Here is a 22,310-nt window from a genome sequence, read left to right as displayed (position 1 = left end):
CAAGCCGCTGCGCGTCATTCGCCTACCTGTCCGGTCACGGTTGACGCTTGGGGACGGGGGAAGTGTCATGCGCTTCTGCCACTCCCAAGCCGATGCCCGGCCCCGCCCGGGATGGGACCTCCTACATGTCCGACCACCGCTTGACGTCGAAGCTCCTCGGCGCACTCCTGCTGTCCGTGGGCGTGCTTCACGCGACGCCCGCCCGGGCGGCGCCCGCGTCCACTCCCATCCTCGTGCCCAACGGCACCTTCGAGATGGCGGGAGGCTCCTCGGCGCTGCCCGCCTTCTGGACGGCGAAGGGCCAGGGCAAGGCGGCCGCTTCCTCGGAGGCGAAGGTGGAGGGCGCGAAGGGCCTTGCCATCGAAAGCCCCCAGGGCGGCGCGGAGACCACCGTCGAGTCCGAGGCGATGAAGCTCCAGGTGGGCCAGCTCTACCGGCTCAGCGCCTGGGTGCGCACGCGCGGAGTCCAGGCGGACCCGCAGGCGCGCTACCCCACGGCGCATGGCGCCTGTCTCTCGATGAAGAGCTTCCCCTTCACCAACTGTACGCCCGCCCCGGCCGCGGAGGCGGGCAGCCGGGTGTCGGTGCTCTTCTTCGCCACCCAGTCCTCGGACCGCGTGCAGCTCCACCTGGGCCGCAACGGCAAGGCGTCCGGCACCGCCTGGTTCGACGACGTGCGCCTGGAGAAGGTGGAGGACATCACCGCCTACGTCCCGATGGAGTCCGTGCGCTGGGCCGGCAAGGGCTTCCGTTATGACGACGGCGGGTGGATCTACGTCCACATCGAGGGCGAGCCGTACGAGCGCGGCCAGCAGTTCGGCGAGCTCACGTCCGGGGAAATCGTCCGCTACATGGAGAAGCTCGGCATCCAGAAGGACAAGACGGATGCGGTGAAGGGGTGGGGCCATGCCCGGCTGCTCGCGGACGCGCTCTTCCTGCGCAAGTACGACGCCGAGTACCTGGAGGAGATGAAGGGCATCGCCGATGGCGCCAACAAGGCCGGCGCGAAGTTCAAGGACCGCCAGCTGGACCTGCTGGACATCGTGACGCTGAACTCCGCGGTGGATGCGGGCCAGCTCGACGAGGCCAACAACGCCACGGCCACGCCGCTGTCCGGCCGCACCTTCCTCAAGGCCGAGGACGAGACGGAGCGCGCCGGCAAGGGCGACCACTGCTCCTCGTTCGTGGCCACGAAGTCCGCCACGAAGGACGGCCGCGCCATCATCGGGCAGATCTTCATGTGGAACGGCTACACCGGCGTCCACTGGGACGTGGTGCTGGACGTGCAGCCGACGAAGGGCCACCGCTTCGTGATGCAGACCTTCCCGGGTGGCATCCACAGCGGCGCGGACTGGTACGTCAACTCCGCGGGCATCGTCATCGGCGAGACGACGGTGGGGCAGACGCCGTTCGACATGAACGGCTCGCCGCAGAGCAACCGCATCCGCAAGGCGGCGCAGTACGCGTCCTCCATCGACGACGTGGCCCGCATCATGAAGGACGGGAACAACGGCCTCTACACCAACGACTGGACGCTGGCGGACACGAAGACGGACGAGGGCGCCTGCTTCCTGCTCGGCACGAAGAAGACGCGGCTGTGGCGCACGGGCAGCAAGGGCAACGCCGCGGACACTCCGGGCAACCTGAAGGACTTCATCTGGGCGAACAACAACAACAGGGACCTGGAGGTGCGCAAGGAGTACGTGCCCAACCCGGACAACGCCCCGGTGGACCTGACCTTCAACACGTGGAACCGGGACATCGCCTTCTGGGAGTACTACGCGAAGTTCGGCAAGAAGGGCTTCGACCTGGACTCGGCCACCCGGATGCTGGCCTCCAGCCCCATCAACCGGCCCCACGCGTGTGACGGCAAGGTCACCACGTCCGAGATGGTCGAGAAGCTGATGTTCCTGGCCCACTACGGCAAGACGACGCTGCGCGAGAAGATGGTGGGCAGCCGCTTCATGCCGGACCTGCCCGGCGCCACGCCGCACCTGTCGCTGGGCTACACCACCTTCAGCCCCATCGTCGTCGCGGACCGGCTGAAGGAGGCGCGCAAGGCGTGGAAGGCCCCGGAGGAGCCCGCCGCTCCGAAGCGGGACCTGGCGAAGGTGAAGGACGTCGTCTCCTTCGACGAGAAGCTGCTGTGGGCCAACACGGTGTTCCCCTCCACGGAGGGTGACAACTGGCTGGCCAGCGGCACCTCGGCCTACTGGAGGATGCTCAAGGGCCTGCCGGACGGTGAGGACAAGGCCTTCGAGCACCAGCGCGACGCGCTGGCGGAGCTGAACGCGCGCTACCTCTTCACCACCTCGCGCGAGGCGGACGTGGTGCCCGTGAATGCGAAGACGGACTACGGTCGCTATGGCGCGTACCTGGTGCCGCGCATCAAGGGCACCTTCGCGCTCCACCAGCTTCGGCTGCTGCTGGGCAACCAGGACTTCAGCAAGGCGATGGGCGCGGTGCACTCGCGCTACGCGAACAAGGACGTCACCACCGCGGACTTCAAGCGCACCGTGCTGGAGGCCACCAACAAGGACGTGGGGGCCTTCGTCGCGCAGTGGCTGGAGCGCACCGGCCTGCCCCAGCCGCGCATCCGCGCCACCGCGGCGCAGGTGAAGGACGGCTACGAGGTGACGCTGAAGGTGGAGCAGCCGGGCGCGCGGCCCTGGCACTTCATCACGCTGGTGGAGGTGCGGACGGCGAAGGGCTCCACGTTCGAGCGGGTGGAGGTGAAGAGCGGCAATGAGACGTTCACCTTCCGCACGGCGGAGGCGCCGGTGCGCGTGGTGTTCAACGCGGCCAACGACATCCCCGTGCCGCGCGAGCGCTTCCAGGTGCTGTCCAACCAGACGGACGCCTTCGAGCGGCTGCTCCTGGTGCACGGCACGGCACGGCAGACGGAGTCCATGCGCACGCTGGCGCTGGGCTACCGCGACGTGCTGGCGGATGCCTTCACAGAGGTGCTGCCGCAGCTCAAGCCGGACGGCGAGGTGACGGACGCGGAGCTCGCGGACCGGGACCTCGTCCTGCTGGGGGGCGCGGAGGACAACGCGCTGCTGGCGCGGCTCGTCGCGGAGAAGAAGCTCCCGCTGGAGCTGGGCCGTCGCTACTTCCGCTGGGAGGGCAAGACGTACGGCAAGCCGGACGACGGGCTCGCGCTGGCGCTGCCCAACCCGTGGAACCCGAAGCGGACGCTCTACGTGTACACGGCGAACAGCGGCATGCAGCTCTGGCAGATGACGCGCACCTTCCACCGGGGCCTCCATGGGTGGGCCCGCTTCCAGGGCGCCGACGTGAGCGGCAAGGGCTTCCATGACCTGGAGTCGCTGGCGCAGGACGTGACGGTGGCGCCGCCGGCTCCCACGCCCGCGCCCGCTCCGGTGCCCGCGGCGCCCGTGGGCGGCCCGCCGGCACCGAAGCTCGGCATGTTGGTGCGGTGAGGCTTCCCGGTGGCGGCCCGGCGCGAGGTTCCGCCCGGGCCGCCGCGCCGACGTGAGCGCCCCGTGTAGGCGCAGGCAGGGGCGTGGCGGCCGGCTGGAAAGCGAGGGGGCGGGTGGACAGTCAGCCCCGGGTGCTTAGGCTGGCGGACACTCCTGATAGAGGTTCCGTGTGAGCTCCCTCATCATCCGCCTGGTCTGCGGCCTTCTCTTCTCCGCGATGGTGCTGGGCGCCGTCGTGCGGCCTCCCGACAATCTCACGCAGGGCCTGGGGATGCTGCTCCCGGCGACCATGCTGCTGGGCGTCGCCCTCAAGGGGCCGCGCCGCTCCATCATCCCTCCGAAGAAGCGTGTCCCGCCGCCGGCCCCCGCGCCCGTGAGCAGCGAGTCGCCCCGGGTCTGAAGCCCCGGGGCGCATCGCCATGCCTCAGGCCTTCTTCGCGGTCGGCTTGTTGATGTTGGCGAAGAAGTCGTTGCCCTTGTCGTCCACGACGATGAAGGCGGGGAAGTCGACCACGTCGATCTTCCACACGGCCTCCATGCCCAGCTCCTCGTACTCCAGGACCTCCACCTTCTTGATGCAGTCCTGGGCCAGCCGCGCCGCCGGGCCGCCGATGGAGCCGAGGTAGAAGCCGCCGTGCTTCTTGCACGCCTCGGTGACGGCGGGCGAGCGGTTGCCCTTGGCCAGCATCACGAAGCTGCCGCCTTGGGCCTGGAACTGGTCCACGTAGGCGTCCATGCGGCCGGCCGTCGTCGGGCCGAACGAGCCGGAGGCGTACCCCTCGGGCGTCTTCGCCGGGCCGGCGTAGTAGACCATGTAGTCCTTCAGGTACTGCGGCATGCCCTGGCCTGCGTCCAGGCGCTCCTTGAGCTTCGCATGCGCGATGTCGCGCGCCACGACCATGGGGCCGGAGAGCATCAGGCGCGTCTTGATGGGGTAGCGGGACAGCTCGGCGCGAATCTCGCTCATGGGGCGGTTGAGGTCGATCTTCACCACCTCTCCGTTGAGGTCCGCCTCCGTCGTCTCGGGCAGGTACTTCGCCGGGTCCGCCTCCAGCTGCTCCAGGTAGATGCCGTCGCGGGTGATCTTGCCCAGCACCTGCCGGTCCGCCGAGCACGACACGGCGATGGCCACCGGGCAGGACGCGCCGTGGCGGGGCAGGCGGATGACGCGCACGTCATGGCAGAAGTACTTGCCGCCGAACTGCGCGCCGATGCCGGTGCGCTGCGTGAGCTTGAGCACCTCCTGCTCCAGCTCCACGTCGCGGAAGCCGCGGCCCATGGCGTTGCCCTCGCGGGGCAGCGTGTCCAGGTAGCGGGCGGAGGCGTACTTGGCGGTCTTCAGCGCGAACTCGGCGGAGGTGCCGCCCACGACGATGGCCAGGTGGTACGGCGGGCACGCGGCGGTGCCCAGCGAGCGGATCTTCGCGTCGAGGAAGGACAGCAGGCTCTGCGGGTTGAGCAGCGCCTTCGTCTCCTGGAAGAGGTAGCTCTTGTTCGCGGAGCCGCCGCCCTTGGCCATGAAGAGGAACTTGTAGGCGTCGCCCTCGGTGGCGTAGAGCTCGATTTGCGCGGGGAGGTTGTTGTTGGTGTTGACCTCCTTGTACATGTCGAGCGCCGCCATCTGCGAGTAGCGCAGGTTGGACGTGCGGTACGTGTCGAACACGCCCCGGGAGATGGCCTCCTCGTCATTGCCCTGGGTGAGGACGTACTGGCCCTTCTTGCCCATGACGATGGCGGTGCCCGTGTCCTGGCAGGAGGGCAGCACGCCGCCAGCGGCGATGTTGGCGTTCTTCAGCAGCTCCAGCGCCACGAAGCGGTCATTCGCCGACGCCTCCGGGTCCTTGAGGATGTGGGCGAGCTGGCCCAGGTGTCCGGGGCGCAGCAGGTGCGCGATGTCGCGCATGGCCTCGCGGGTGAGGAGGGTGAGCCCCTCGGGCTCGACCTGGACGAAGGTGCGCCCGGCGGCCTCGAACGTGGAGACGTGATCCTTCGTGAGGAGCCGGAAGGGCGTCTCGTCCTTGCCCAGCGGCAACATTTCCTGGAACTGGAAGTCGTTCATGGGGAGCCTAGGCGTAGCGCCGATGGGGCCTGGATGGGTAGTCGGAAGGCTGGCGCCGCGAGGGGCCCGCCCGGGGGCGGAAAACCTCTCCCGATGGGAGCCAAAAGTCGAGGTAGGGGCAGGTGTCGTACACGTGGCCGGGGGCAGGCAGCGGTAGCTGCCTGGCCATGTCGTCAGGATGACGCGGGTCCGGGGCGGGGAGGGGGACCGAAGGGTCGGCTGGTCGTCAGCCCTGCTGGCGGACAACTCGCGATGTGCCCCGGTTGTGAGATGCTGTAGCCCCCCGTGGCTTCCTCCACTTCTCAGGCACTGCTACTCGTCATCATGGGACTGCTCGCCGCCTCCGCGCGCGCGGCAGAGCCCTCGTCCGTGGAGCAGCGTGCGCGCGACGACCTGGACCGGCAGCTCCAGGCCCTGGTGAAGACGCCTCCCCCGGAGGTGGTCATCTCCTTCGAGGGGCTCCCCGGCGCCGGCACCAATCGCGGCTACAAGCTGGTGGAGGCGGACTTCTCCCTCAACGGCCAGCCGCTGGCCGTCCCGGGGGCGGAGAAGCTCAACGCCCCGGGCCAGCACAAGCTGGCGGTGGTGAAGGTGGAGGAAGGCTCCTTCACGCTCGTGTCGCACGTCACGTATGCGAACGAGGCGTGGAACCTCTTCAGCGAGGAGAGCGGTTTCCTCTGGAAGCTGACGGCGTCCGTCACGTTCCAGGTGCAGAAGGGTCTGCGGGTCCGGGTGAAGGTGCTGCCGAGCATCAATCCCACCGCGCCGGACCCCCGGCTGAAGCTGAAGCTGTCGCATGACGTGTCGGTGGAGATGACCGCGCAGCTCGCGGACGTGGCCATTCCGGACGCGGCGGACGCCGGGACTCCCACGAAGGTGGCGCAGACGCCCGTGGCGCCCGTCACGCCGCCTCCGGTGCAGCCGGTGTCGGGGACACAGCCCACGCAGACGGCCGCGGTGCCCGCCGTCGTCCCGGTATCGCAGCGTCCGGAGCAGGGGCCGGTGGCGCCCGCGAAGCTGCTGCTCAAGGTGCTGGCGGGGAAGAAGCCCATCTCGGCCACGGTGTACGTGCGGGGGAAGGGGGCGCCGCAGCAGGTGCTCGTGGACCCGAAGGCGCGCAAGCCCACGCCGGTGATGTTGCCGCCGGGCGAGTACTCGGTGGACGTGCTGTCGCGCGGCTACCTGGCGCAGACTCGCAAGGTGAAGCTGACGCGTGACACGGAGCCCACGGTGGCCTTCACGCTCGCGAAGGCCCCGGCGAAGAAGACGCAGCAGGCCAGCGTGAAGAACGAGCGGGTGGAGCTGCCCAAGCAGCCGCGCTTCGCCGAGCAGCAGTCCGCGCCGAAGAAGGGCTCCACCGCCGGGCTGGCCCTGCTGGTGGACATGATGGTGCGCGACGAGTCCCTCCGCTTGCGCCTGGAAGGGCACACCGACAACCGCGAGGGCGCCGCGAAGTCCCGTCAGGGACTGTCCGAGGCCAGGGCCCGGGCGGTGGCGGAGCTGTTGGTGGCCGCGGGGCTGGATCCGTCTCGCATCGAGACCTGGGGCGTGGGAGATGCCCGCCCCAAGGCGCCGAACCTCATTCCGCGCGGCCGTGAGCTGAACCGCCGTGTGGAGTTCGTGCTGCTGCGCTCGAAGAAGTAGGGGCGCCGCTTCGCGTCAGCAGGGCGGGCTCAGCCTTCCCATACCTGCCGAAACGCCAAACCCTTGAGGCCGGCGGCTCGCCACCGTTCCAGGAACTCCTCGCCTACGAACAGCGGGCTGGGCTGGAGGTTTGTCAGCTTGAAGGCCTGTAGGCTTTGAACGGCTGCCTTATGAAAGACGTATTTTCCAACCCACCAGATACGTCCATCGTCAAGCCTCTTCAGGGTTGATGCGGCTTCGTCGAGAGCATCGACCATACACAAGGCGTTGAACATGACCAGGGCCGCTTGTTCGCACGCCAGGGCCAGGAATTCACCATGGCCTGCGAGAAATGGCCTGAGCGCCTCAGCAGCATTCTGCCTGAGAACGAGCAGGTCTCCGGTCATCCATGGCGCATCTGACTGTTGCAAGGTGCGACGGCGTTCCCCTTTGTCGATGATTTTCATGAGCAAGGGCTCCCATGAGTCCGCTCGCGGGGTCCCATCAATCAGCGAGTCCAGCCGCGTATATTCTTCCTGTTCAACGGGTTGAGCGGTTTCAAACCCCTCTTCTCCTACAAACACAAAAATCTTCAAATCTTGCTCCGACCGTCTCATGGCAATGAGCCCGAGAGCAGCATCTGGCGCAGTTGGCTGAGAATCTCCAGCACGTCTTGCCGGCTCCTGGCCCGCCTCAATGCAAAATCTACCGCACTGTAATACTCATTCGTGTGAATGGTCGAATGAACCGAACCCGGTGCCGGGTTGATGACATGGCTATTGCTCGGCAGGAAGACGCCGTTCGCGGCATCGTCGATGTCCACGCCGAAGCGATGAAGCACCGCGCGTGCAGATCCCGCCGCCTCGGCATTCGCGGCGACGATGTGGTGCGCATCCGTGCCCTGAGGGCGGCGCACGCCCGCTGACTCCAGGTTGGCCGCCAACCGCTTGGATGACGGGGCTGGCGAGCCCGAGACAGACGCCGCACCGCTGCCCCCACTCAGGCCGCCCCCCGCCGCGCCCCCGGCCCCGGCGGCCATGGCGACGACGAAGCGGTCACCCACCACGGTGACGGACACCACCTTGCCTCCGTCCATGGCCGTCGCTGCACCCGCCGTCCCCGACGGAGGCTTGAGCGCCGGCAGCCGCACCCTCATGCCTCCGGGCAGTTCGGCCACCAGCGCCGGGCCCGAGGGCGGTGCTCGCGGCAGCCGCTTGAGGATGCCGTGCAGGTCCTTCCCCATGGCGAGGGAGGCCAGGACGAAGAGCACCCGCGCTCCGTCCTCCCCCACCGCTCGCCCGAAGCGCTCTCCCGCCACCTTCACCTCGGCGAAGGTGCGCGCCGCCGCTGTCGCCACCACCAGCGCCTTCCGCCGTCCGCCCGGGCTGGCGCGCTCGAAACCACCAGCAACAGGGCCAGCCCGGCCGCCACTCCGCGCGTCAAGACAGGATGCATGGCATTCCCCGGAAGTACGTCGTCACGTGAAAGGACGCGGCCGTCTCAGCGCGCGTAGGTGGCGCCGAGGCCCAGCTGGGCCTGCACCCCGGGCCGCACGGTGGCGTCCGGTTGCAACGACAGCAGCGTGCCCCCACGCCCCAGAACATAGAGGTATCGGGTGAAGCGGTAGCGCACCTCTCCGGAGACGGCGTAGCGCGCCTTCGGCTGCCCCACGCCCACCCCCAGCACGTCCAGCGCCAGGTACAGGTGGCGCAGCATGCGCCACGTAGAGATGCGCACCTGGGTGTCCAGCCGCCCCCAGCTGAAGGCCTCGGCCGCCAGACTCAGGTGCAGCTCGCGTCGCGCATGGTCCAGATGCAGCGTGTCGCGGGCGATGGTGAGCTCGCCGAAGACGGAGTAGCCGTCCGGGAAGGGTGCTTGCGCCGCCGGTAGCGAGGCATGCCCGGCGGCGACGAAGCGTCCCAGCTCGTAGTCCGGGCCGAAGAAGCCCTGGCGGAAGCCGCCATGCTGCCGCCGCGCCTCCACCTGCGCATGTACTCGCAGTGTGTCGGAGACGCTCTCCAGCCCCGCGCCTACCAGGGCACCCCATGCTCCCTCCCGTCCCGCGCGCGTGCCTGCCCCGGCCAGGAGAAACACCTGGAAGTCGTCCCGGAAGACGAGAGCCGCGTCAAAATCCGCATGGACCAGCGTCACCTCGGGGGTACGCCCCTCCGCCCTGCCCACGTCATGCACGGCCGACAGCGACAGCGCACACCAGTCCGAGGGCTGGGAGGCGTCGCCCAGCAGCTACGCGAGGTTGACTGTCAGCTCGCCGCCCACCAGCCGCGCGGCCAGGACGTCACTGGTGAAGGCCTCCGCGTACAGTGGCACCAGCGCGCCTGAGAGGACGGCGCCGGCCGGGTGGTAGTCGGGGTTGAAGCGGTTGGAGTAGCGGCCCACCAGATGGCCACCCATGAGGCTGTACTCCTCCAGCGCGCCTGCTCGCAGCATGGCGGGCGAGGTGGCCGCGCCCACCCTCAGCTCGCGTACCAGCTGGCCGACGTCCGAGAGGCTGTCCCAGTCCCGCGCACGGAGGAGGTCGCCGCCCGTGGCCGCGTGGGCGCCTCTCGCTACTTGCAGCCTCAAGGGCGCGCCCATGTTGAGGCCAAAGCGCTCCCCGCCATCCAGAATCAACGTGGGTTCCACCTGCGCATGGCCCTCGACGGAGCCCTCCTCCATGCCTGGCAGCAGCGTCAGCCCGGACACCTCCAGGCTCACGCCGTAGTGCAGGCTCTCCTCGTCGGGCCCCGGCCAGTACGTCGTCTCACCTTCACCCTCCACCACCGGCTGCTCGGCGTCCCCGGCCTGCCCCAGCAGCAGCCACACCAACAGCACCCCGTGCATGACTGTCCTCCAGTGGAATGGAGGTCATTGTCACGCGGAGCCCTGACGCATCGTTCGAGCGCACGGTGCATTGGACAAGGGTTCGGTGGAGATGGCAGCCCGCGCGAAGTCACTTTTGCGGACCGTCCTCGTTTCCGGCCAACGCCTCTCCGGGCGTCAGCGCCGGGTCAGGTCCGACAGCCCCATCACCCTGTATGACGGCCCATTTCGCGGTCAGCTCAAGAAGCTGCCCGAATCGAAGCCCGGGATGGCCGTCCTCCAGTACTCCTCGGCGGGCGCCTACATCGTCGACGCATTCCGGTAGACTCCCCTCCATGGAGAGCCCCGGTAGCCGTGCGCCGATGAACGGCGCCCCGCTGGGGTCGGGGGCCGCGTGGGCATGCAATCGAAGGAGCCGGTGCGCAACGAGTACCTGGACCAGGTGCGCGAGCAGCAGCAGCGCGTGGAAGTGGACCTGAAGGCGCGCAAGGTGATGTCGCCCGTGCAGGCCCAGCAGAACATGGCGCCCATGCGGCGCGCGGCGGCGGCCGTGGCGGAGCGGACGGGCAACGCGGTGGACGTGCGCGTCACCGGCTTCTGGCGGTGGAAGACGGTCATCGTCCCGCCCAACGCCTACGTCGTCCACACGCGCCGGGGCCATCCTCAGCCACTGCACATCGGCCTGGGGGTGTCGTTCCGGTTCGACCCGTCGAAGGACTCCTTCATCGTCGCGCCGGGCGCGATGCAGACCATCATGATCAACGCGCACTGCATCTGCCGCGAGCTGCAGGGGCTGCTGGTGCAGGGCTACGTGCAGTGGATCATCGAGGACTTCGGCACCGCATACCGGAAGCTGGACTTCACGGACGCGGAGGACCCGATGCGCGTGGTGAACGTCCAGCTCCGCGAGCAGGCGGAGGCGGCCATCAAGGACAAGGTGGCGACGATGAGCATCGACGCGGTGCTGTCCGACAAGCAGCCCATCATCGAGGAGCTCACGGCCCGGCTGCGGCACGTGGCCGAGGGTGGTGGCGGCGGAGACAAGGGCCTGGGGCTGCGCATCGTCACCGTGCAGATCAAGGAGGCGGTGGTCAGCTCCGCGCGCCTCTGGGAGAGCCTCCAGACGCCATTCCGCTCCGAGCGCGAGCGGGTGGCGCGCCTGGCGTCGCTCGGGACGGAGGAGGCGCTGGCCCACCGGGAGCTGGAGGTGGAGCAGGCCCGGGAGCGCATGCGGCTGGAGAGCGACGGCGAGCTGGCCATGCTGCGGGCGCACAAGAACGCGGAGGCGTACGACCGGGAGCAGACCGAGCAGCTGCGCCGGCAGCAGCGTGAGGAGGAGGACGCGCGGCGGCTCGCGGTGGACCGGCAGCAGTCCGCGCTCCAGGCCGCGGAGCTGGAGAAGGCGCGACTGGCGGTGGAGACGGAGCTGACGAAGCAGAAGCAGGAGGCGGAAGCGGCCAAGCACAAGCGGGAGGTGCTGGCCCTCACCGAGGTCAGCGACGTGGAGCGCGCGGCGGCCAACCGTCAGGCGAAGATGGAGCTGGAGTTGCTGGAGACGCGGCAGCGCATCCTCAACGAGCTCACCCCGGCCAACGTGCAGGCTCGGCTGGTGGAGCTGCTGCCGGACATCGCGGAGAAGCTGCCGAAGCCGCAGGAGCTGCGCTCGGTCTCCATCGGCGGGAGCGGTGGGGCCCAGGACGGGCAGGGCGTGGCCACCCTGGTGGCGCAGATGATGGCCCTGGTGAACATCCTGAAGACGGACGGCACCGCGCGTGCGCCCGGTCAGGCCGTGGTGGTGAACGCGGGAGCGAAGGAAGGGAAGGGCGAGCTTCCTCCGACGCCCGCGCCTCGCTGAGGAACGTGGCGGTGGGCGGCTCACGCGCCGCCCACTGCCTCACGCGTTACCGGGGCCCGCGCTGGACGTGTCAGCGCCCCTGGGCTGCCTTGTCCGCGAGGGCCCGAGCCTTCTCGTTCGCGTTCTTCTGCTTCGCGGACACCGCGCCGTCCAGCGACTCGAAGCCCTTGAGGCCCTTCACCACCAGATACTCCGCGAGCCGCTTTCCCGGCCCGCTCCCCGTGTCCTCGAAGCACGTCACGCGCTGAATCACCGCGAAGGGCTTACCTCCCTTCAGCCGCCACTCCACCTTGTTGCCGTAGCGGGAGACCGGGCACTCGTCCTTCGTCGGGAGCAGCCGGACCGAGAAGCTGGAGGGCTCGGCGTTCAGGTCGATGCTCCGGTGGATGCCGTACGCGCTGTAGTACTCGTGGACGCGGTACTCGCCGCCAGGGCCCGGGCAATCGGTGGGCGCATCGGAGCCGTGTTCCTCCGCGTCCTCATCGTGGGTGGTGTCGCGAGGGCAGTTCGTAAGGTCGGTGTACGCAGAGGAGATGGCCTGCGCTCGCGCCGGATGCGCGAGAAGAAGGCAGAGGGCGGACAGGACGAAGACCAGGGGGTGGCGCATGGACGGAGGCTCCCAGAAAGTCCGCGAGTCTAATCCCAGTCGTCCCCGTCCCAGGAGATGGCATTCCGTCGCCGCCATGCGGACACCTCGGTGCGCCAGGCCTCGCGACCGCCGGCCAGGGGCCACGCGCGGGTGACGGTGCCCCGCTCGGGCCAGTCGAAGCTCCGCACCAGCTGGCGATTGACGCGGTCGATGACCTCGGGGGTCGCTCCCGCGCGCAGCTGGAACTCCGCGCCGAGCAGGGCGCCTTCCTCCCGGACCCGGCTCTCCGCGCGCCGTGTCTCCACATAGGGCCACAGTCCGAGCAGCGGTGGCTCCACGCCCTCGAGCAGGGCCGCATGCACGCGGTCATGCCCGTCCAGGACCAGCCACTTCGCGAGGATGTCCACGTACAGCAGCAGCGCGGGCGGCAGCGTCCCGTCCCTCGCGCGCTTGCGCCAGCTCTTGATGCGGCCGTCGTCCGCGTCGGACGGCGCGCGCAGCGGCAGCAGGACACCGGGCTTCTGCTCCGGCAGCTCCTGCCACCAGCTCTCCTCCCAGGCCGGCTGGAAGCGGAGCACCGTGTCCAGCGAGTGCGGCGGCGCGGGCGGCTGGCCGAACTCCCATTCCATCGTGCTGATGGCATGGCGCGAGGCCAGGTCCGCGGCAATGGCACACAACGGCCGCAGGCACCAGCGGCCCGTGTGCAGTACGGACGCTGGAGCCTCCACGAGCGCACGCCCCAGGTGCCACGCCCAGGCTTCCCACCACGGCGGAGTTCCTGGCTCCTGTGCCACCGCGCGCACCTCGGGTGCCGAGAGCGCTGGCAGTCGCCAGGGGACGTGAGGCGTCCCTCGGAGAAAGGCACACCGGTCCCAGTAGCTCGCGATGCGCACCCAGAGCAGCGACTGTCCTCCGCTCATCAGCCGCAGCCGATAGTCGGGCGCGGCCTCCAGGTGCAGGGCCGGGCGCTGAAGCCACCGCCCCTTCGCGGGCACATCCAGCAGCAGGCCTGGACCCGCGACGGGCAGGTGCCAGTCCTTCGTGTCATCGGCGGTGAATGACACTCCGGGGTGCATGAGTCCTCCTCGGCTCCTCGCGAGGGAGCCTAGCCGGGGCCAGTGACAGTTCCACCAGACCCCGGTGTTTTTGTCCCGCCATTCAGCGCGGAGACAAACCATGATTCGCAGGCGCTTCATTGCGTGTCTGTCCGGTGCGCTCGCACTCGGCGGAGTGACGGGCTGTTCGGAATCGACTCAGGACGAAGCGCCGCCACTCGAGGCTGAGTCCCTGGTCGAAGCGGAATCGCTGACCGAAGCTCAATCCGGATTGAGCCGCACGTCCAACGGCAGGAAGTTCTTCACTGAGGCGTTCGCGAATACGAACGGGCGCTCCTGCGCCACCTGTCATGTCCTCGACGAGAGCACGGCCCTTCGGCCCGCGAACGTGGTGGCGCGACTGGCCGCCAACCCGGGCGACCCGCTGTTCAATCGCATCGACGCGGACGACCCGTCAGCGGCGGTTCCCACGTACGAGCACCTCAAGAAGGGGCTCGTCCGCGTCGTCCTGCCGCTGCCCGCCAACATGGATGTCATCGACGTGGACGGCCAGGTCATCACCCCGGCCGACCGGAAGGTCGCGGTCTGGCGCGCGGTGCCGAGCATCCAGGACACGGCCATCACCGGAGCGTTCCAGTACGACGGCCGAGAGACCCAGCTGGAGGTGCAGGCCCAGTCCGCCATCACCAGTCACAGTGAGGGGGGCCCGGTGTCCCTGGCGCAGCTGCGCAAGGTCGCCGACTTCCAGCGGAGCATGTTCTCGTCACCGCGCTCGCGGTTCGTCGCGGAGCTGCTCAACCACGGCGTTCCCCGTACCCAGGTTCCCATCCCCGAGCGCTTCATGCTGCTGAGTCTCCAGGAGCAGCGCGGCCGGGAGGTCTTCCAGGTCGCCTGTGAGGGCTGCCACGGCGGGGCGACGCAGACCGATATCGCGCATCCCGGACTGAATGCGGCCGTGCGACAGGGCAACAAGCTGAAGCCCGATGGAAACCTCGTGTTCACCGTCATCCCGGAGGTGGGGCCCGTTCCCGTGACGGTGCCTCGCGCGGATGACAAGTTCGTCAACGTGGGGTTCGGGTTCTTCTCCTACCTGGGCCAGCTTGGACAGTTCCCGACGTACAACGCCTCCGTCGAGCTGCCGCGATATCGCTTCCGCTTCTACACGGATGGCACGCGCCAGCAACGGGTGACCGACCTCCCGCCCATTCCGGTGACCGCCAGCGGAGACCCCTATGACGGGAACCCGGCGCTGGACGAGAACGGCGCGCCGATTGTCGGTCCCAACTTCGCCCCGCAGTGGTTCACCACCGATGCGGGCCGCGCCCTCATCACCGGAGACCCCCTGGACTTCGAGCTCTTCGACATCCCGGCGCTTCGAGGCGTCGCGGGTACCGCTCCGTACTTCCACGACAACAGCCATGAGACGTTGAAGGACGCGGTCGACACCTACAGCCAGCTCATCCTGCCCGTCACGGTCCAGCTGAACCTGCCGCCCGTCCACCCGCCGGAGTCTCCCGGCGGGCTCCCCGAGGCCCTCAGCGCCGCGCAGAAGCAGGACCTGCTCAAGTTCCTGAATCGGCTCTGAGCAGCTCCAGGAGGCGCTCGGACGCGTCCTCGCGCCAGGACGGAGGAGGGACGTCCCCGAACGGGCGTCCCTCCTGCCGCGCCAGGTGACGCTCCAGGGCTGCCTCGACGAGGTACGAGCAGCAGCCGTGGAGGCTCGCGTTGAGCAGGGCGGTCGCATCCTCGTCAGTGCCGAGCCGCGACAGAGCCCACGTCGCTTCGATTGATGCGGAGGAGCGCTTCCCGGGTTTCAGGTGGGCCTCCGCGAGGAGGGCCTGCCTCAGGATGGGCCGACTGGCTTCCGCTGCCACCTCGGCGAGCCAGCGAACCGCGTCGGCGCGCAGCCAGGGCTCGGGCGCTTCGAGCGCCGCTGTCTGGATGAAGGAGAGCCACTCGCTCCGGCCCTGCTTCACGAGGCACGCGGCCGCTCGAAGGCGCACCAGGGGCAGGGGGGAGTGGGTCAGGGAGCCGAGCCGGTCGCACCATCCTTCGCCCGACTCGCCCAGCGTGAAGAGCCCTTCGAGCGCGAGGCCGTGTGCCACGTCATCCGTGCTTCGCAGCGCGGCCAGGAACAGGGAGCGGTCTCCGTGCGTCGGCGCGCTCGCCGCGAGCCCGAGGACCTGGTGGACGAGGGCCGCGTTGTCCGGGTATCGCATCGCGGCGATGGTCCAGCGACCCGCGGCGGCACGGTCATTCTCGAACAGGCTCACGGCCAGCCGGGTCCTGACACTGAGCTCCACCTGGAAGTCGCAGAGGAGCTGGTACAGCATCGCGCGTGCGCCGCGCCATTCACCGAGGAGCCGCACTGCCTGGGGGAACTCCTCGGGGCCTTCCATGAGGGAGTAGGGCACTCGGCAGGCGACGCTCTCCGCGCGAACGATGCGGCGCAGCCGGCGCAACAGCGCGTCGGGTTCGAGACAGGTGAGGAGCTCTGGCAGCGGCAGGACGAGGGACTCGGCGAAGCGGTGGCGGAGCAGGGGGACGGATTCCAGGAGCTGCTCGCGCTCCTCGTCGGAGAGTTCCCAGTATGGGCGCTCTTCCAGCGCTCCGGTGGTCCGGTCCCAGGTCCAATCGACGAGGAGCCGCCGCGCCTCCGGCCTGTCGCGGTGGGTGATGGCCACCCAGAAGTTGCACTCCTGTCCCCACGGGTGGTTTCCCACCAGGAGCTGGCGGTCCACGGAGTACCAGCGCGCGAACAGCCACTCTTCCATCCATGGGCGGAGGGGCGTGCAGTCCGTCTCCGCGAGGAGCTGTGCTCGCTGCCAGGCGGACACGTGGAGCAGCACGGTCTCGACGGCGGCGCGGGTGTCGCCGTCCTCCGCTCGGACCAGCGAGAGGAGTTGTCCCAGCGAGGGCACACACGGGCCTGGATGGTCATGACCGTCGCAGTGGAGCGTCGAGTCCCGTTCGAGGAGCAGCGTGAGCTCTGGGCCGGACAGGTGCAGGCCGTGTCTCTGGCCTGCGTCCAGCGCCGCGTTGCGGAGGGAGAAGTGCTCCCGGACGTCGAAGAACAGGGAGCGCAGGAGCGGAAGCTGCTCCGGGCTCCCGAAGATGCCGAGCAGCCGGACGATGCTCCTGCGGAGCGCGGTGTCCTGCCGGGGAGTCGTTTCCAGGATGGACAGCAACCGTGCGCGGATGTTCTCGCGCGAGGACCACATCAAACTGGGGACCGAGGACAATCAAGACGCCGAGTTGGGACCGGCTGGCGAGACCGGCTGCGAGGACGCAGGAGTCCCCAGAAACTAGCCGTCACCCGGCCGGGTGGCAACCCACGTGCGGTGTGGCCAGAATGAATCGAATGAACCGCGCTTGGGCCCTCGCTCTGGCCATGTTGATGGGTGCGCTCACCTCGGGATGTACGGCCGCGACGGCGGCATCATGCCGACCGGGTGAGTCCTCGATGTCCTGCTGCATCAAGAAGTACCCGCTCAGCCCCGCGGAGAGTTGCGCCGCGAGCAGGGAGGATATCTTGACGACGCTGATGGTCTTGCAGGCAGCCCATGAGGCCATGAGCTACCCCGAGGCCGAAGACGTCGACGACTTCGCCAACAACAACCACCTTCCGGACTGGAAGCAGAGGTGCATCAAGGGCTTCGTGGATTGCGAGAACAAGGGATGGACAGGCAACTGCTACAACTGTCTGCGCAGGTGTGAGGGACAGCGGGACTGGCCGATCGGCATGTGTTTCCCGTCGAGAGGAAAGAGGTGAGCAGATGGGGAGCCTGGAGGACGACTGGTACCCGGTGCGGATGCTGGACAACCGGGTCCAGCAAGGGGAGTTGCTGGAGCTCACCCCTGAGGTGCGCGACCTGCTGTGGCGTACCGCTCCGACGGTGGCCATTCCTGACTCCGAGGTGACGGCCGCTCTCGCGAGCGTGGAGCGCGCTACCGCTCTACTGCATGAAATGAGGCGCCGCATCACCGAGGGCTCGAATCGCATCACGGATGCGCTGCACCGGATGTACCGCCTGGAGGACTCGGGGGACGTGGAGGGGGCACGCCAGCAGCTGCGCGACGTGCTCGCGGTAGAGGTCGTTCCGCACTACCGCGACATCGCGGAAGGGCAACTGGAGCGGCTGGAGGGAGGTGCACGGTGACGACTCAGGGAACACCCGACGTGCTGCGGGAGCTGGCGGCCGTGCTGCCGCCGGAGTCCGTCGTCACTGACGCCGATGTACTGGAGGCCCACCGGCGTGACCAGGCCGAGTGGGCCCCGGCGGGCATGCCCCGGGTCCTCGTCCGTCCCGCCTCCACCGCCGAGGTGCAGGCCGTCCTCCGAGTCGCCTCCGCCCTCCGCGTGCCTGTCGTCCCCCGGGGCGCGGGCTCGGGCCTCTCCGGTGGAGCGAATGCGGTGGACGGCTGCATCGTCCTCTCGCTGTCCCGGATGAACCGCGTGCTGGAGGTGGACCGGCGCGGCATGTTCGCCGTCGTCCAGCCCGGAGTCCTCAACGCCGCCGTCAAGGCCGCTGCGGCGGAGCAGGGGCTCTGGTACGCGCCCGACCCCGCGAGCTGGGAGTTCTCCTCCATCGGAGGCAACCTCGCCACCAACGCGGGCGGCCTGTGCTGTGTGAAGTACGGCGTCACCGGCGACGCCGTGCTCGGCCTGGAGGCCGTCCTCGCGAATGGCTCCGTCGTCCGCACCGGAGGGCGCACGATGAAGAGCTCCGCCGGCTACAGCCTCACCCGGCTGTTCGTCGGCTCCGAGGGCACCCTGGGTGTCATCACCGAGGCCACGCTCAAGCTCCGTCCCCGGCCTCCGAAGGCGACGACGCTCGTCGCTTCGTTTCCCACGCTCGTGGGCGCCGGAGTCGCCGTGACGGACATCATGGCTTCCACACGTCCCTCACTCCTGGAGCTCATGGACCGCGCCACCGTCCGCGCAGTCGAGGCCCACGGGGCCATGGGGCTGGACGTCGACGCCGCGGCCCTCCTGCTCGCCCGTTCCGACGCGGGAGGAGAGCAGGGCGTGGCGGAGCTTTCCCGCATGGCCGCCTTCTGTGAGGCCGCCGGAGCCACCTTCGTCGCGCAGTCCGCCGACGAGGCCGAGGGCGAGCTGCTGATGCAGGCCCGCCGGCTTGCCTATCCCGCCCTGGAGAAGCAGGGCGCCACGCTCCTCGACGACGTGGGCGTCCCGCTGTCACGCATCGCGGAGCTGCTGGCCTCCGTGGAGCGGATTGCCGCGCGCAGGGGAGTGCTCATCGGCACCTTCGGCCATGCCGGTGACGGCAACATGCACCCCACCGTCGTCTTCGACCGGAACGACTCCGTGGCCCTGGAGCGTGCGCACGCGGCCTTCGATGACATCCTCCGCGCCGCGCTCGAACTGGGGGGCACCATCACCGGCGAGCATGGCGTCGGCGCGCTCAAGCGGCCCTTCCTCGGCGAGCAGCTTGGCGCGGGAGGGCTCCGGCTCCACCACACCATCAAGGGCGCTCTGGACCCGCTGGGCATCCTCAACCCGGGCAAGGTGTTCTGACCGCGCTCGTGCGAGAGTGCGCGCCCGGAGAGCCCCCATGCCCCGCCTCGTCCCATTTCTCGCCGCCCTCGTCCTGGGAACCCTCGCCTGTGAGCGGAAGGCCCCGCCATCCGCGCCTCCGGCTCCCGAGTCGGCACCCGCACGGCAGGCGGCCCCGGAGGCGGGCCTCATCGTCATCGGCACGCTGGGCAGCCTCACGGGCTCGGAGGCGTCGTTCGGCACCGTGGTGCGCGACGGCATCCAGTTCGCGGTGGAGGAGGCCAATGCTGCTGGCGGAGTGAAGGGCCGCAAGGTGGAGCTGCGCTCCTATGACAGCCAGGGCCGCATCGAGGAGTCCGTCGCCGCCGCGCAGCGACTGCTCACGCAGGACCGTGTGGTGCTCATCCTCGGGGACGTGACGTCCTCCGGCTCGCTGGCCATCGCGGACGCGGTGCAGGCGGCGCGCGTGCCCATGGTGACGCCGTCCGCCACGCACCCGGACGTGACGAAGAAGGGCAATTACATCTTCCGCACCTGCTTCATCGACCCGTTCCAGGGCGGCGCCATGGCGCGCTTCGCTCGGGAGAACCTGAAGCTCGAGCGGGTGGCCGTGCTGCACGACGCCAGGAATGCGTCTTCGCTCGGCCTCAGCGAGGCCTTCCAGGACGCCTTCAAGAAGCTGGGCGGCTCGGTGGTGGGGGTGGAGAGCTACTCCAAGGGCGACACCGACTACCGCGCGCCGCTGCTCGCGGTGAAGAAGGTGAAGCCGCAGGCGCTGTACCTCCCCGGCTTCTACAGCGAGGTGGGCGTCATCGCCCGTCAAGCGCGCGAACTGGGCATGACGCAGCCGCTGCTGGGCGGAGACGGCTGGGAGTCCGACCGCATCTTCGAGCTCGCGGGCGGTGCACTGGAGGGCGCGTACTACTCGTCGCACTACGCGGAGGACAACCCCGCGCCGGAGTTGCAGCGCTTCATCACCGCGTTCCGCGCGCGCTACGGCCGCTCCCCCGAGGCCGCGTCGGCGCTCGGCTATGACGCCGCCAGGGTCGCGCTCGCCGCCATCGCCAGGGCGGAGCCCCTGTCCGGCCCCGCCATCCGCGACGCGCTCGCCGCGACGAAGGACTTCCCGGGTGCGACGGGGACACTCTCCCTCGACGCCAACCGCAACCCGGTGAAGCCGGCCGTCATCCTCACCATCCGCGACGGCCGCAGGAGGTTCGCCGCCGCCGTGACGCCCTGACCTTTTCTTCGGCTCTGGAGTGGAGCTCCGCTCAGGGCCATTGTGAAGATTGGCCACGCGGAGCGGTGTATTCTCGCCTACGTCCCGGAGCGCCTCATGCGGCGCTCCGGAGCGGAGCGGGGATGCCGGTGACTCGCGGTGCTCCAAAGGAGGCGGGATGCGTGGGGGGAAGCTCGTGGGGTGGGTTGCCTGTCTCGTCCTCCTCGGAGGCGTGGGCCCATGGGGTGCGCCGCCCGCCGGGGCCTGGCAACTTCCGCCCGCCAGCGACGGAGGCGTCGACACCCTCACCCCCGAGCGCTCCGTCGAGCAGTTGCGTGACGCGGTCCAGACACGCCGCTCACCGGCCGCGCGGCAGCTGCGGCTCGCCCTCGAAGCTGGCTCTCGACAGCCCGCGGAGGTCCTGCGCGTCGCGACGCTCCTGCAAGCGGACCCGCTCTTCCTCCCCTATGGCCTCCAGCTCGAGGCCGCGAGCTCACGCACCGTGGCGCGGGAGCTCCTCGCCGGGGGCAAGCGCGTGGAGGCGCTGGAGGCGGCGACGAAGTCCCTCGCGCTCTACCAGCGCGCCGCGGAGAGCTGCCCATCCCCTGTCGCGGCGCGGAAGCTGCCGGAGGAGCTCGGGCGGACCGAGGCCGTGGCGGGTGAGGCCCATCACGGGCAGCAACAATGGGCGGAGGCCCAGCGGCTCTACGAGAGCGCCTTCGCGCACTTCGCCACCGCCGAGCTGCTGAGGAGCTTCCTGCCGGAGACGCTTGGCCGCTACGCGGAGTCCTGCGCGCGGCAGGCGAAGCCCTCGGTTTCCCCCACCTGCGTGGAGTGGCTCCGCCGCTTCGTCCAACTGGAGGCGCGAGGCTCGCCCAAGACGCTGGCCATCGTGAAGCACGTCCCCCTCGAGTCGCTCGGCCCCTTTCCACCTGCGGAGCCCAGCACCTCCGCCGCGCCCGCCGTGGCCCCGGACACCCGGGCGTTCGCGGAAGCGATGGCGCTCTACCAGGCGCGGAAGTTCGGGGCCGCCGCCGCCGCCTTCCAGTCCCTGCCGGAGAAGTACCCCACGTCGGCCCATGTCCTCCGCGCTCGCTACTGGAGGGGCCGCGCGCTCGTCCGGAGCAAGAAGCTCAAGGAGTCCAGGGAGGTGTTCAAGGCGCTCGTGGAGGACGCGCCCCTCACCTGGTACGGCCTGCTCGCGGCGGGGGACGCGGGGGAGGACCTCCAGGCGAGGATTTCCCCCACCAAGCCGAAGGTGGCGGCGCGAGACGCGGCGCTCGACCCGTGCGAGCAGCAGCGCGTGGAGCGGGCCGAGCACTTCCTGGCCGAGGGCATGGCCCCGCTCGCGGCGGAGGAGCTCCAGGGGCTGGCGACGCGAGAGCCGGCGCGGCTCGGCTCACCCTTCCTGCTGTACGTGGCGCTGCTGCACTCGGAGGCCGGGGACGACCCTTCGGCGTTCCAGACGGTCAGCGAGCTGCTCCGAAGGAAGCATCCCGACGCGCTCACGCCGTTCGCCCTCCGGCTGCTCTTCCCGCCAAGGCACCTGGAGCTGGTCCAGAAGTACGCGGCCGAGCACGGGCTGGAGCCCGCCCTGGTGCTGAGCGTGATGAAGCAGGAGTCCTCCTTTCGTACCAACGCCGAGTCCGGGCAGGGCGCGCTCGGGCTGATGCAGCTCCTGCCCGGCACCGCCGAGGGGCTGGAGAAGGGCGCGAGCAGGCAGCTCCTCCAGGTGGAGCCCAACATCCGGGTCGGGACGAAGTACCTGCGCTATCTCCTCGACTACTTTTGCGGCAACCGCGCCCTCGCGCTCGCCAGCTACAACGCGGGGATGGGGCGGGTGAACGGCTGGAAGCGGCAGGGGCTCCTGGGGACGGACCTCATCGACTTCATCGAGTCCATCCCCGTGAGAGAGACGCGCGACTACGTGTCGCAAATCATCCGCAACCACTACTGGTACTCGTCGCGGGTCATCGACACGAAGGCGCGGCCGTTGGACCACTTCTGGAGCTCGGGCAAGAAGGCGAAGACGGGGCGCTGCGCTCCCAAAGCCCCGAAGGCGCCCGCCAGCAAGCAGTCCTCCAAGCGGTGAACCGCGCCCAGGTGTGGAGCCCGAAGCGCAGGGCTCC

The 22,310-nt window shown here is 69.4% G+C and carries 19 protein-coding genes; 11 read left to right on the top strand and 8 right to left on the bottom strand.

Annotation, left to right across the window (positions count from 1 at the left end; all coding sequences use genetic code 11):
* The first annotated feature begins 125 nt into the window (after positions 1-125).
* On the top strand, positions 126-3,443 hold the full coding sequence (locus G4D85_RS25635; protein ID WP_164016550.1) for a C45 family autoproteolytic acyltransferase/hydrolase: 3,318 nt from the start codon (positions 126-128) through the stop codon (positions 3,441-3,443).
* Between the two features lie 169 nt (positions 3,444-3,612).
* Complete coding sequence (locus G4D85_RS25630; protein WP_164016548.1) at positions 3,613-3,843, top strand: hypothetical protein; 231 nt, start codon at positions 3,613-3,615, stop codon at positions 3,841-3,843.
* Between the two features lie 24 nt (positions 3,844-3,867).
* Here G4D85_RS25630 and G4D85_RS25625 read toward each other — a convergent pair whose 3' ends face one another.
* Positions 3,868-5,502: a fumarate hydratase gene (locus tag G4D85_RS25625; protein ID WP_164016546.1), complete on the bottom strand. Its 1,635-nt coding sequence runs from the start codon at positions 5,500-5,502 to the stop codon at positions 3,868-3,870.
* 285 nt (positions 5,503-5,787) lie between these two features.
* Between G4D85_RS25625 and G4D85_RS25620 the strand changes: the two genes are divergently transcribed.
* On the top strand, positions 5,788-7,146 hold the full coding sequence (locus G4D85_RS25620) for an OmpA family protein (RefSeq protein ID WP_164016544.1): 1,359 nt from the start codon (positions 5,788-5,790) through the stop codon (positions 7,144-7,146).
* A 29-nt stretch (positions 7,147-7,175) separates the two neighbouring features.
* Here G4D85_RS25620 and G4D85_RS25615 read toward each other — a convergent pair whose 3' ends face one another.
* The 4 genes from G4D85_RS25615 to G4D85_RS49650 form a co-directional block, all read right to left on the bottom strand.
* Positions 7,176-7,721 carry an imm11 family protein gene (locus G4D85_RS25615; RefSeq protein ID WP_205525699.1) on the bottom strand — a complete coding sequence of 182 codons (546 nt, stop codon included), beginning with the start codon at positions 7,719-7,721 and terminating at the stop codon, positions 7,176-7,178.
* 17 nt (positions 7,722-7,738) lie between these two features.
* A complete protein-coding gene (locus G4D85_RS25610; RefSeq protein ID WP_164016539.1) occupies positions 7,739-8,485 on the bottom strand; it encodes an AHH domain-containing protein in 747 nt (248 codons plus the stop codon).
* A gap of 140 nt (positions 8,486-8,625) precedes the next feature.
* On the bottom strand, positions 8,626-9,276 hold the full coding sequence (locus G4D85_RS49655) for a hypothetical protein (protein WP_240359491.1): 651 nt from the start codon (positions 9,274-9,276) through the stop codon (positions 8,626-8,628).
* Between the two features lie 93 nt (positions 9,277-9,369).
* Positions 9,370-9,966, bottom strand: a complete 597-nt coding sequence (locus G4D85_RS49650; protein WP_240359490.1) for a hypothetical protein — start codon at positions 9,964-9,966, stop codon at positions 9,370-9,372.
* A 115-nt stretch (positions 9,967-10,081) separates the two neighbouring features.
* Here G4D85_RS49650 and G4D85_RS50580 point away from each other — a divergent pair, with 115 nt between their 5' ends.
* Positions 10,082-10,270, top strand: coding sequence for a hypothetical protein (locus G4D85_RS50580; protein WP_338052907.1), 189 nt, complete (start codon positions 10,082-10,084; stop codon positions 10,268-10,270).
* Positions 10,271-10,345: 75 nt separating this feature from the next.
* Positions 10,346-11,800, top strand: coding sequence for an SPFH domain-containing protein (locus tag G4D85_RS25595; RefSeq protein ID WP_164016537.1), 1,455 nt, complete (start codon positions 10,346-10,348; stop codon positions 11,798-11,800).
* Positions 11,801-11,870: 70 nt separating this feature from the next.
* Here the strand turns inward: G4D85_RS25595 and G4D85_RS25590 are convergent, their stop codons facing one another.
* Positions 11,871-12,407, bottom strand: a complete 537-nt coding sequence (locus tag G4D85_RS25590) for a hypothetical protein (RefSeq protein WP_164016534.1) — start codon at positions 12,405-12,407, stop codon at positions 11,871-11,873.
* A 29-nt stretch (positions 12,408-12,436) separates the two neighbouring features.
* Positions 12,437-13,465, bottom strand: a complete 1,029-nt coding sequence (locus G4D85_RS25585) for a hypothetical protein (protein ID WP_164016532.1) — start codon at positions 13,463-13,465, stop codon at positions 12,437-12,439.
* A gap of 250 nt (positions 13,466-13,715) precedes the next feature.
* On the opposite strand from G4D85_RS25585, the gene G4D85_RS25580 reads away from it, so the two are divergent.
* Entirely contained in the window at positions 13,716-15,029 is a 1,314-nt protein-coding gene (locus G4D85_RS25580; RefSeq protein WP_338052906.1) for a cytochrome c peroxidase, read from the top strand.
* On the opposite strand, the gene G4D85_RS25575 is transcribed toward G4D85_RS25580, so the two are convergent.
* Entirely contained in the window at positions 15,007-16,665 is a 1,659-nt protein-coding gene (locus G4D85_RS25575) for a hypothetical protein (protein WP_164016528.1), read from the bottom strand. The two genes, G4D85_RS25580 and G4D85_RS25575, sit on opposite strands and share 23 nt — an antisense overlap.
* A gap of 311 nt (positions 16,666-16,976) precedes the next feature.
* Between G4D85_RS25575 and G4D85_RS25570 the strand changes: the two genes are divergently transcribed.
* The 5 genes from G4D85_RS25570 (at position 16,977) to G4D85_RS25550 (ending at position 22,273) form a co-directional block, all read left to right on the top strand.
* Entirely contained in the window at positions 16,977-17,216 is a 240-nt protein-coding gene (locus tag G4D85_RS25570; protein WP_164016525.1) for a hypothetical protein, read from the top strand.
* A gap of 4 nt (positions 17,217-17,220) precedes the next feature.
* The gene (locus G4D85_RS25565) at positions 17,221-17,604 is read left to right on the top strand and encodes a DUSAM domain-containing protein (protein ID WP_205525698.1); all 384 of its coding nucleotides are present in this window, start codon (positions 17,221-17,223) and stop codon (positions 17,602-17,604) included.
* Complete coding sequence (locus tag G4D85_RS25560; RefSeq protein ID WP_164016523.1) at positions 17,601-18,983, top strand: FAD-binding oxidoreductase; 1,383 nt, start codon at positions 17,601-17,603, stop codon at positions 18,981-18,983. Before G4D85_RS25565 ends, G4D85_RS25560 begins: the two co-directional genes overlap by 4 nt.
* 37 nt (positions 18,984-19,020) lie before the next feature.
* Complete coding sequence (locus G4D85_RS25555) at positions 19,021-20,202, top strand: ABC transporter substrate-binding protein (RefSeq protein WP_164016521.1); 1,182 nt, start codon at positions 19,021-19,023, stop codon at positions 20,200-20,202.
* A gap of 157 nt (positions 20,203-20,359) precedes the next feature.
* On the top strand, positions 20,360-22,273 hold the full coding sequence (locus G4D85_RS25550) for a transglycosylase SLT domain-containing protein (protein WP_164016520.1): 1,914 nt from the start codon (positions 20,360-20,362) through the stop codon (positions 22,271-22,273).
* Positions 22,274-22,310: the final 37 nt, after the last annotated feature.

It is taken from the genome of Pyxidicoccus trucidator, assembly GCF_010894435.1.
In the GTDB taxonomy this organism is placed as follows: domain Bacteria; phylum Myxococcota; class Myxococcia; order Myxococcales; family Myxococcaceae; genus Myxococcus; species Myxococcus trucidator.
Note: the sequence above shows the minus strand (reverse complement) of the source record. Positions and strands in the feature narration are given on the sequence as shown.

Bases quoted from the DNA above. Each gene is read 5' to 3' on its own strand.
- G4D85_RS25550 (WP_164016520.1), top strand. From the start codon at position 20,360: ATGCGTGGGGGGAAGCTCGTGGGGTGGGTTGCCTGTCTCGTCCTCCTC.
- G4D85_RS25595 (WP_164016537.1), top strand. From the start codon at position 10,346: ATGCAATCGAAGGAGCCGGTGCGCAACGAGTACCTGGACCAGGTGCGC.
- G4D85_RS25590 (WP_164016534.1), bottom strand. From the start codon at position 12,407: ATGCGCCACCCCCTGGTCTTCGTCCTGTCCGCCCTCTGCCTTCTTCTC.
- G4D85_RS25575 (WP_164016528.1), bottom strand. From the start codon at position 16,665: ATGTGGTCCTCGCGCGAGAACATCCGCGCACGGTTGCTGTCCATCCTG.
- G4D85_RS49650 (WP_240359490.1), bottom strand. From the start codon at position 9,966: ATGCACGGGGTGCTGTTGGTGTGGCTGCTGCTGGGGCAGGCCGGGGAC.
- G4D85_RS25565 (WP_205525698.1), top strand. From the start codon at position 17,221: ATGGGGAGCCTGGAGGACGACTGGTACCCGGTGCGGATGCTGGACAAC.
- G4D85_RS25635 (WP_164016550.1), top strand. From the start codon at position 126: ATGTCCGACCACCGCTTGACGTCGAAGCTCCTCGGCGCACTCCTGCTG.
- G4D85_RS25625 (WP_164016546.1), bottom strand. From the start codon at position 5,502: ATGAACGACTTCCAGTTCCAGGAAATGTTGCCGCTGGGCAAGGACGAG.
- G4D85_RS25585 (WP_164016532.1), bottom strand. From the start codon at position 13,465: ATGCACCCCGGAGTGTCATTCACCGCCGATGACACGAAGGACTGGCAC.
- G4D85_RS25555 (WP_164016521.1), top strand. From the start codon at position 19,021: ATGCCCCGCCTCGTCCCATTTCTCGCCGCCCTCGTCCTGGGAACCCTC.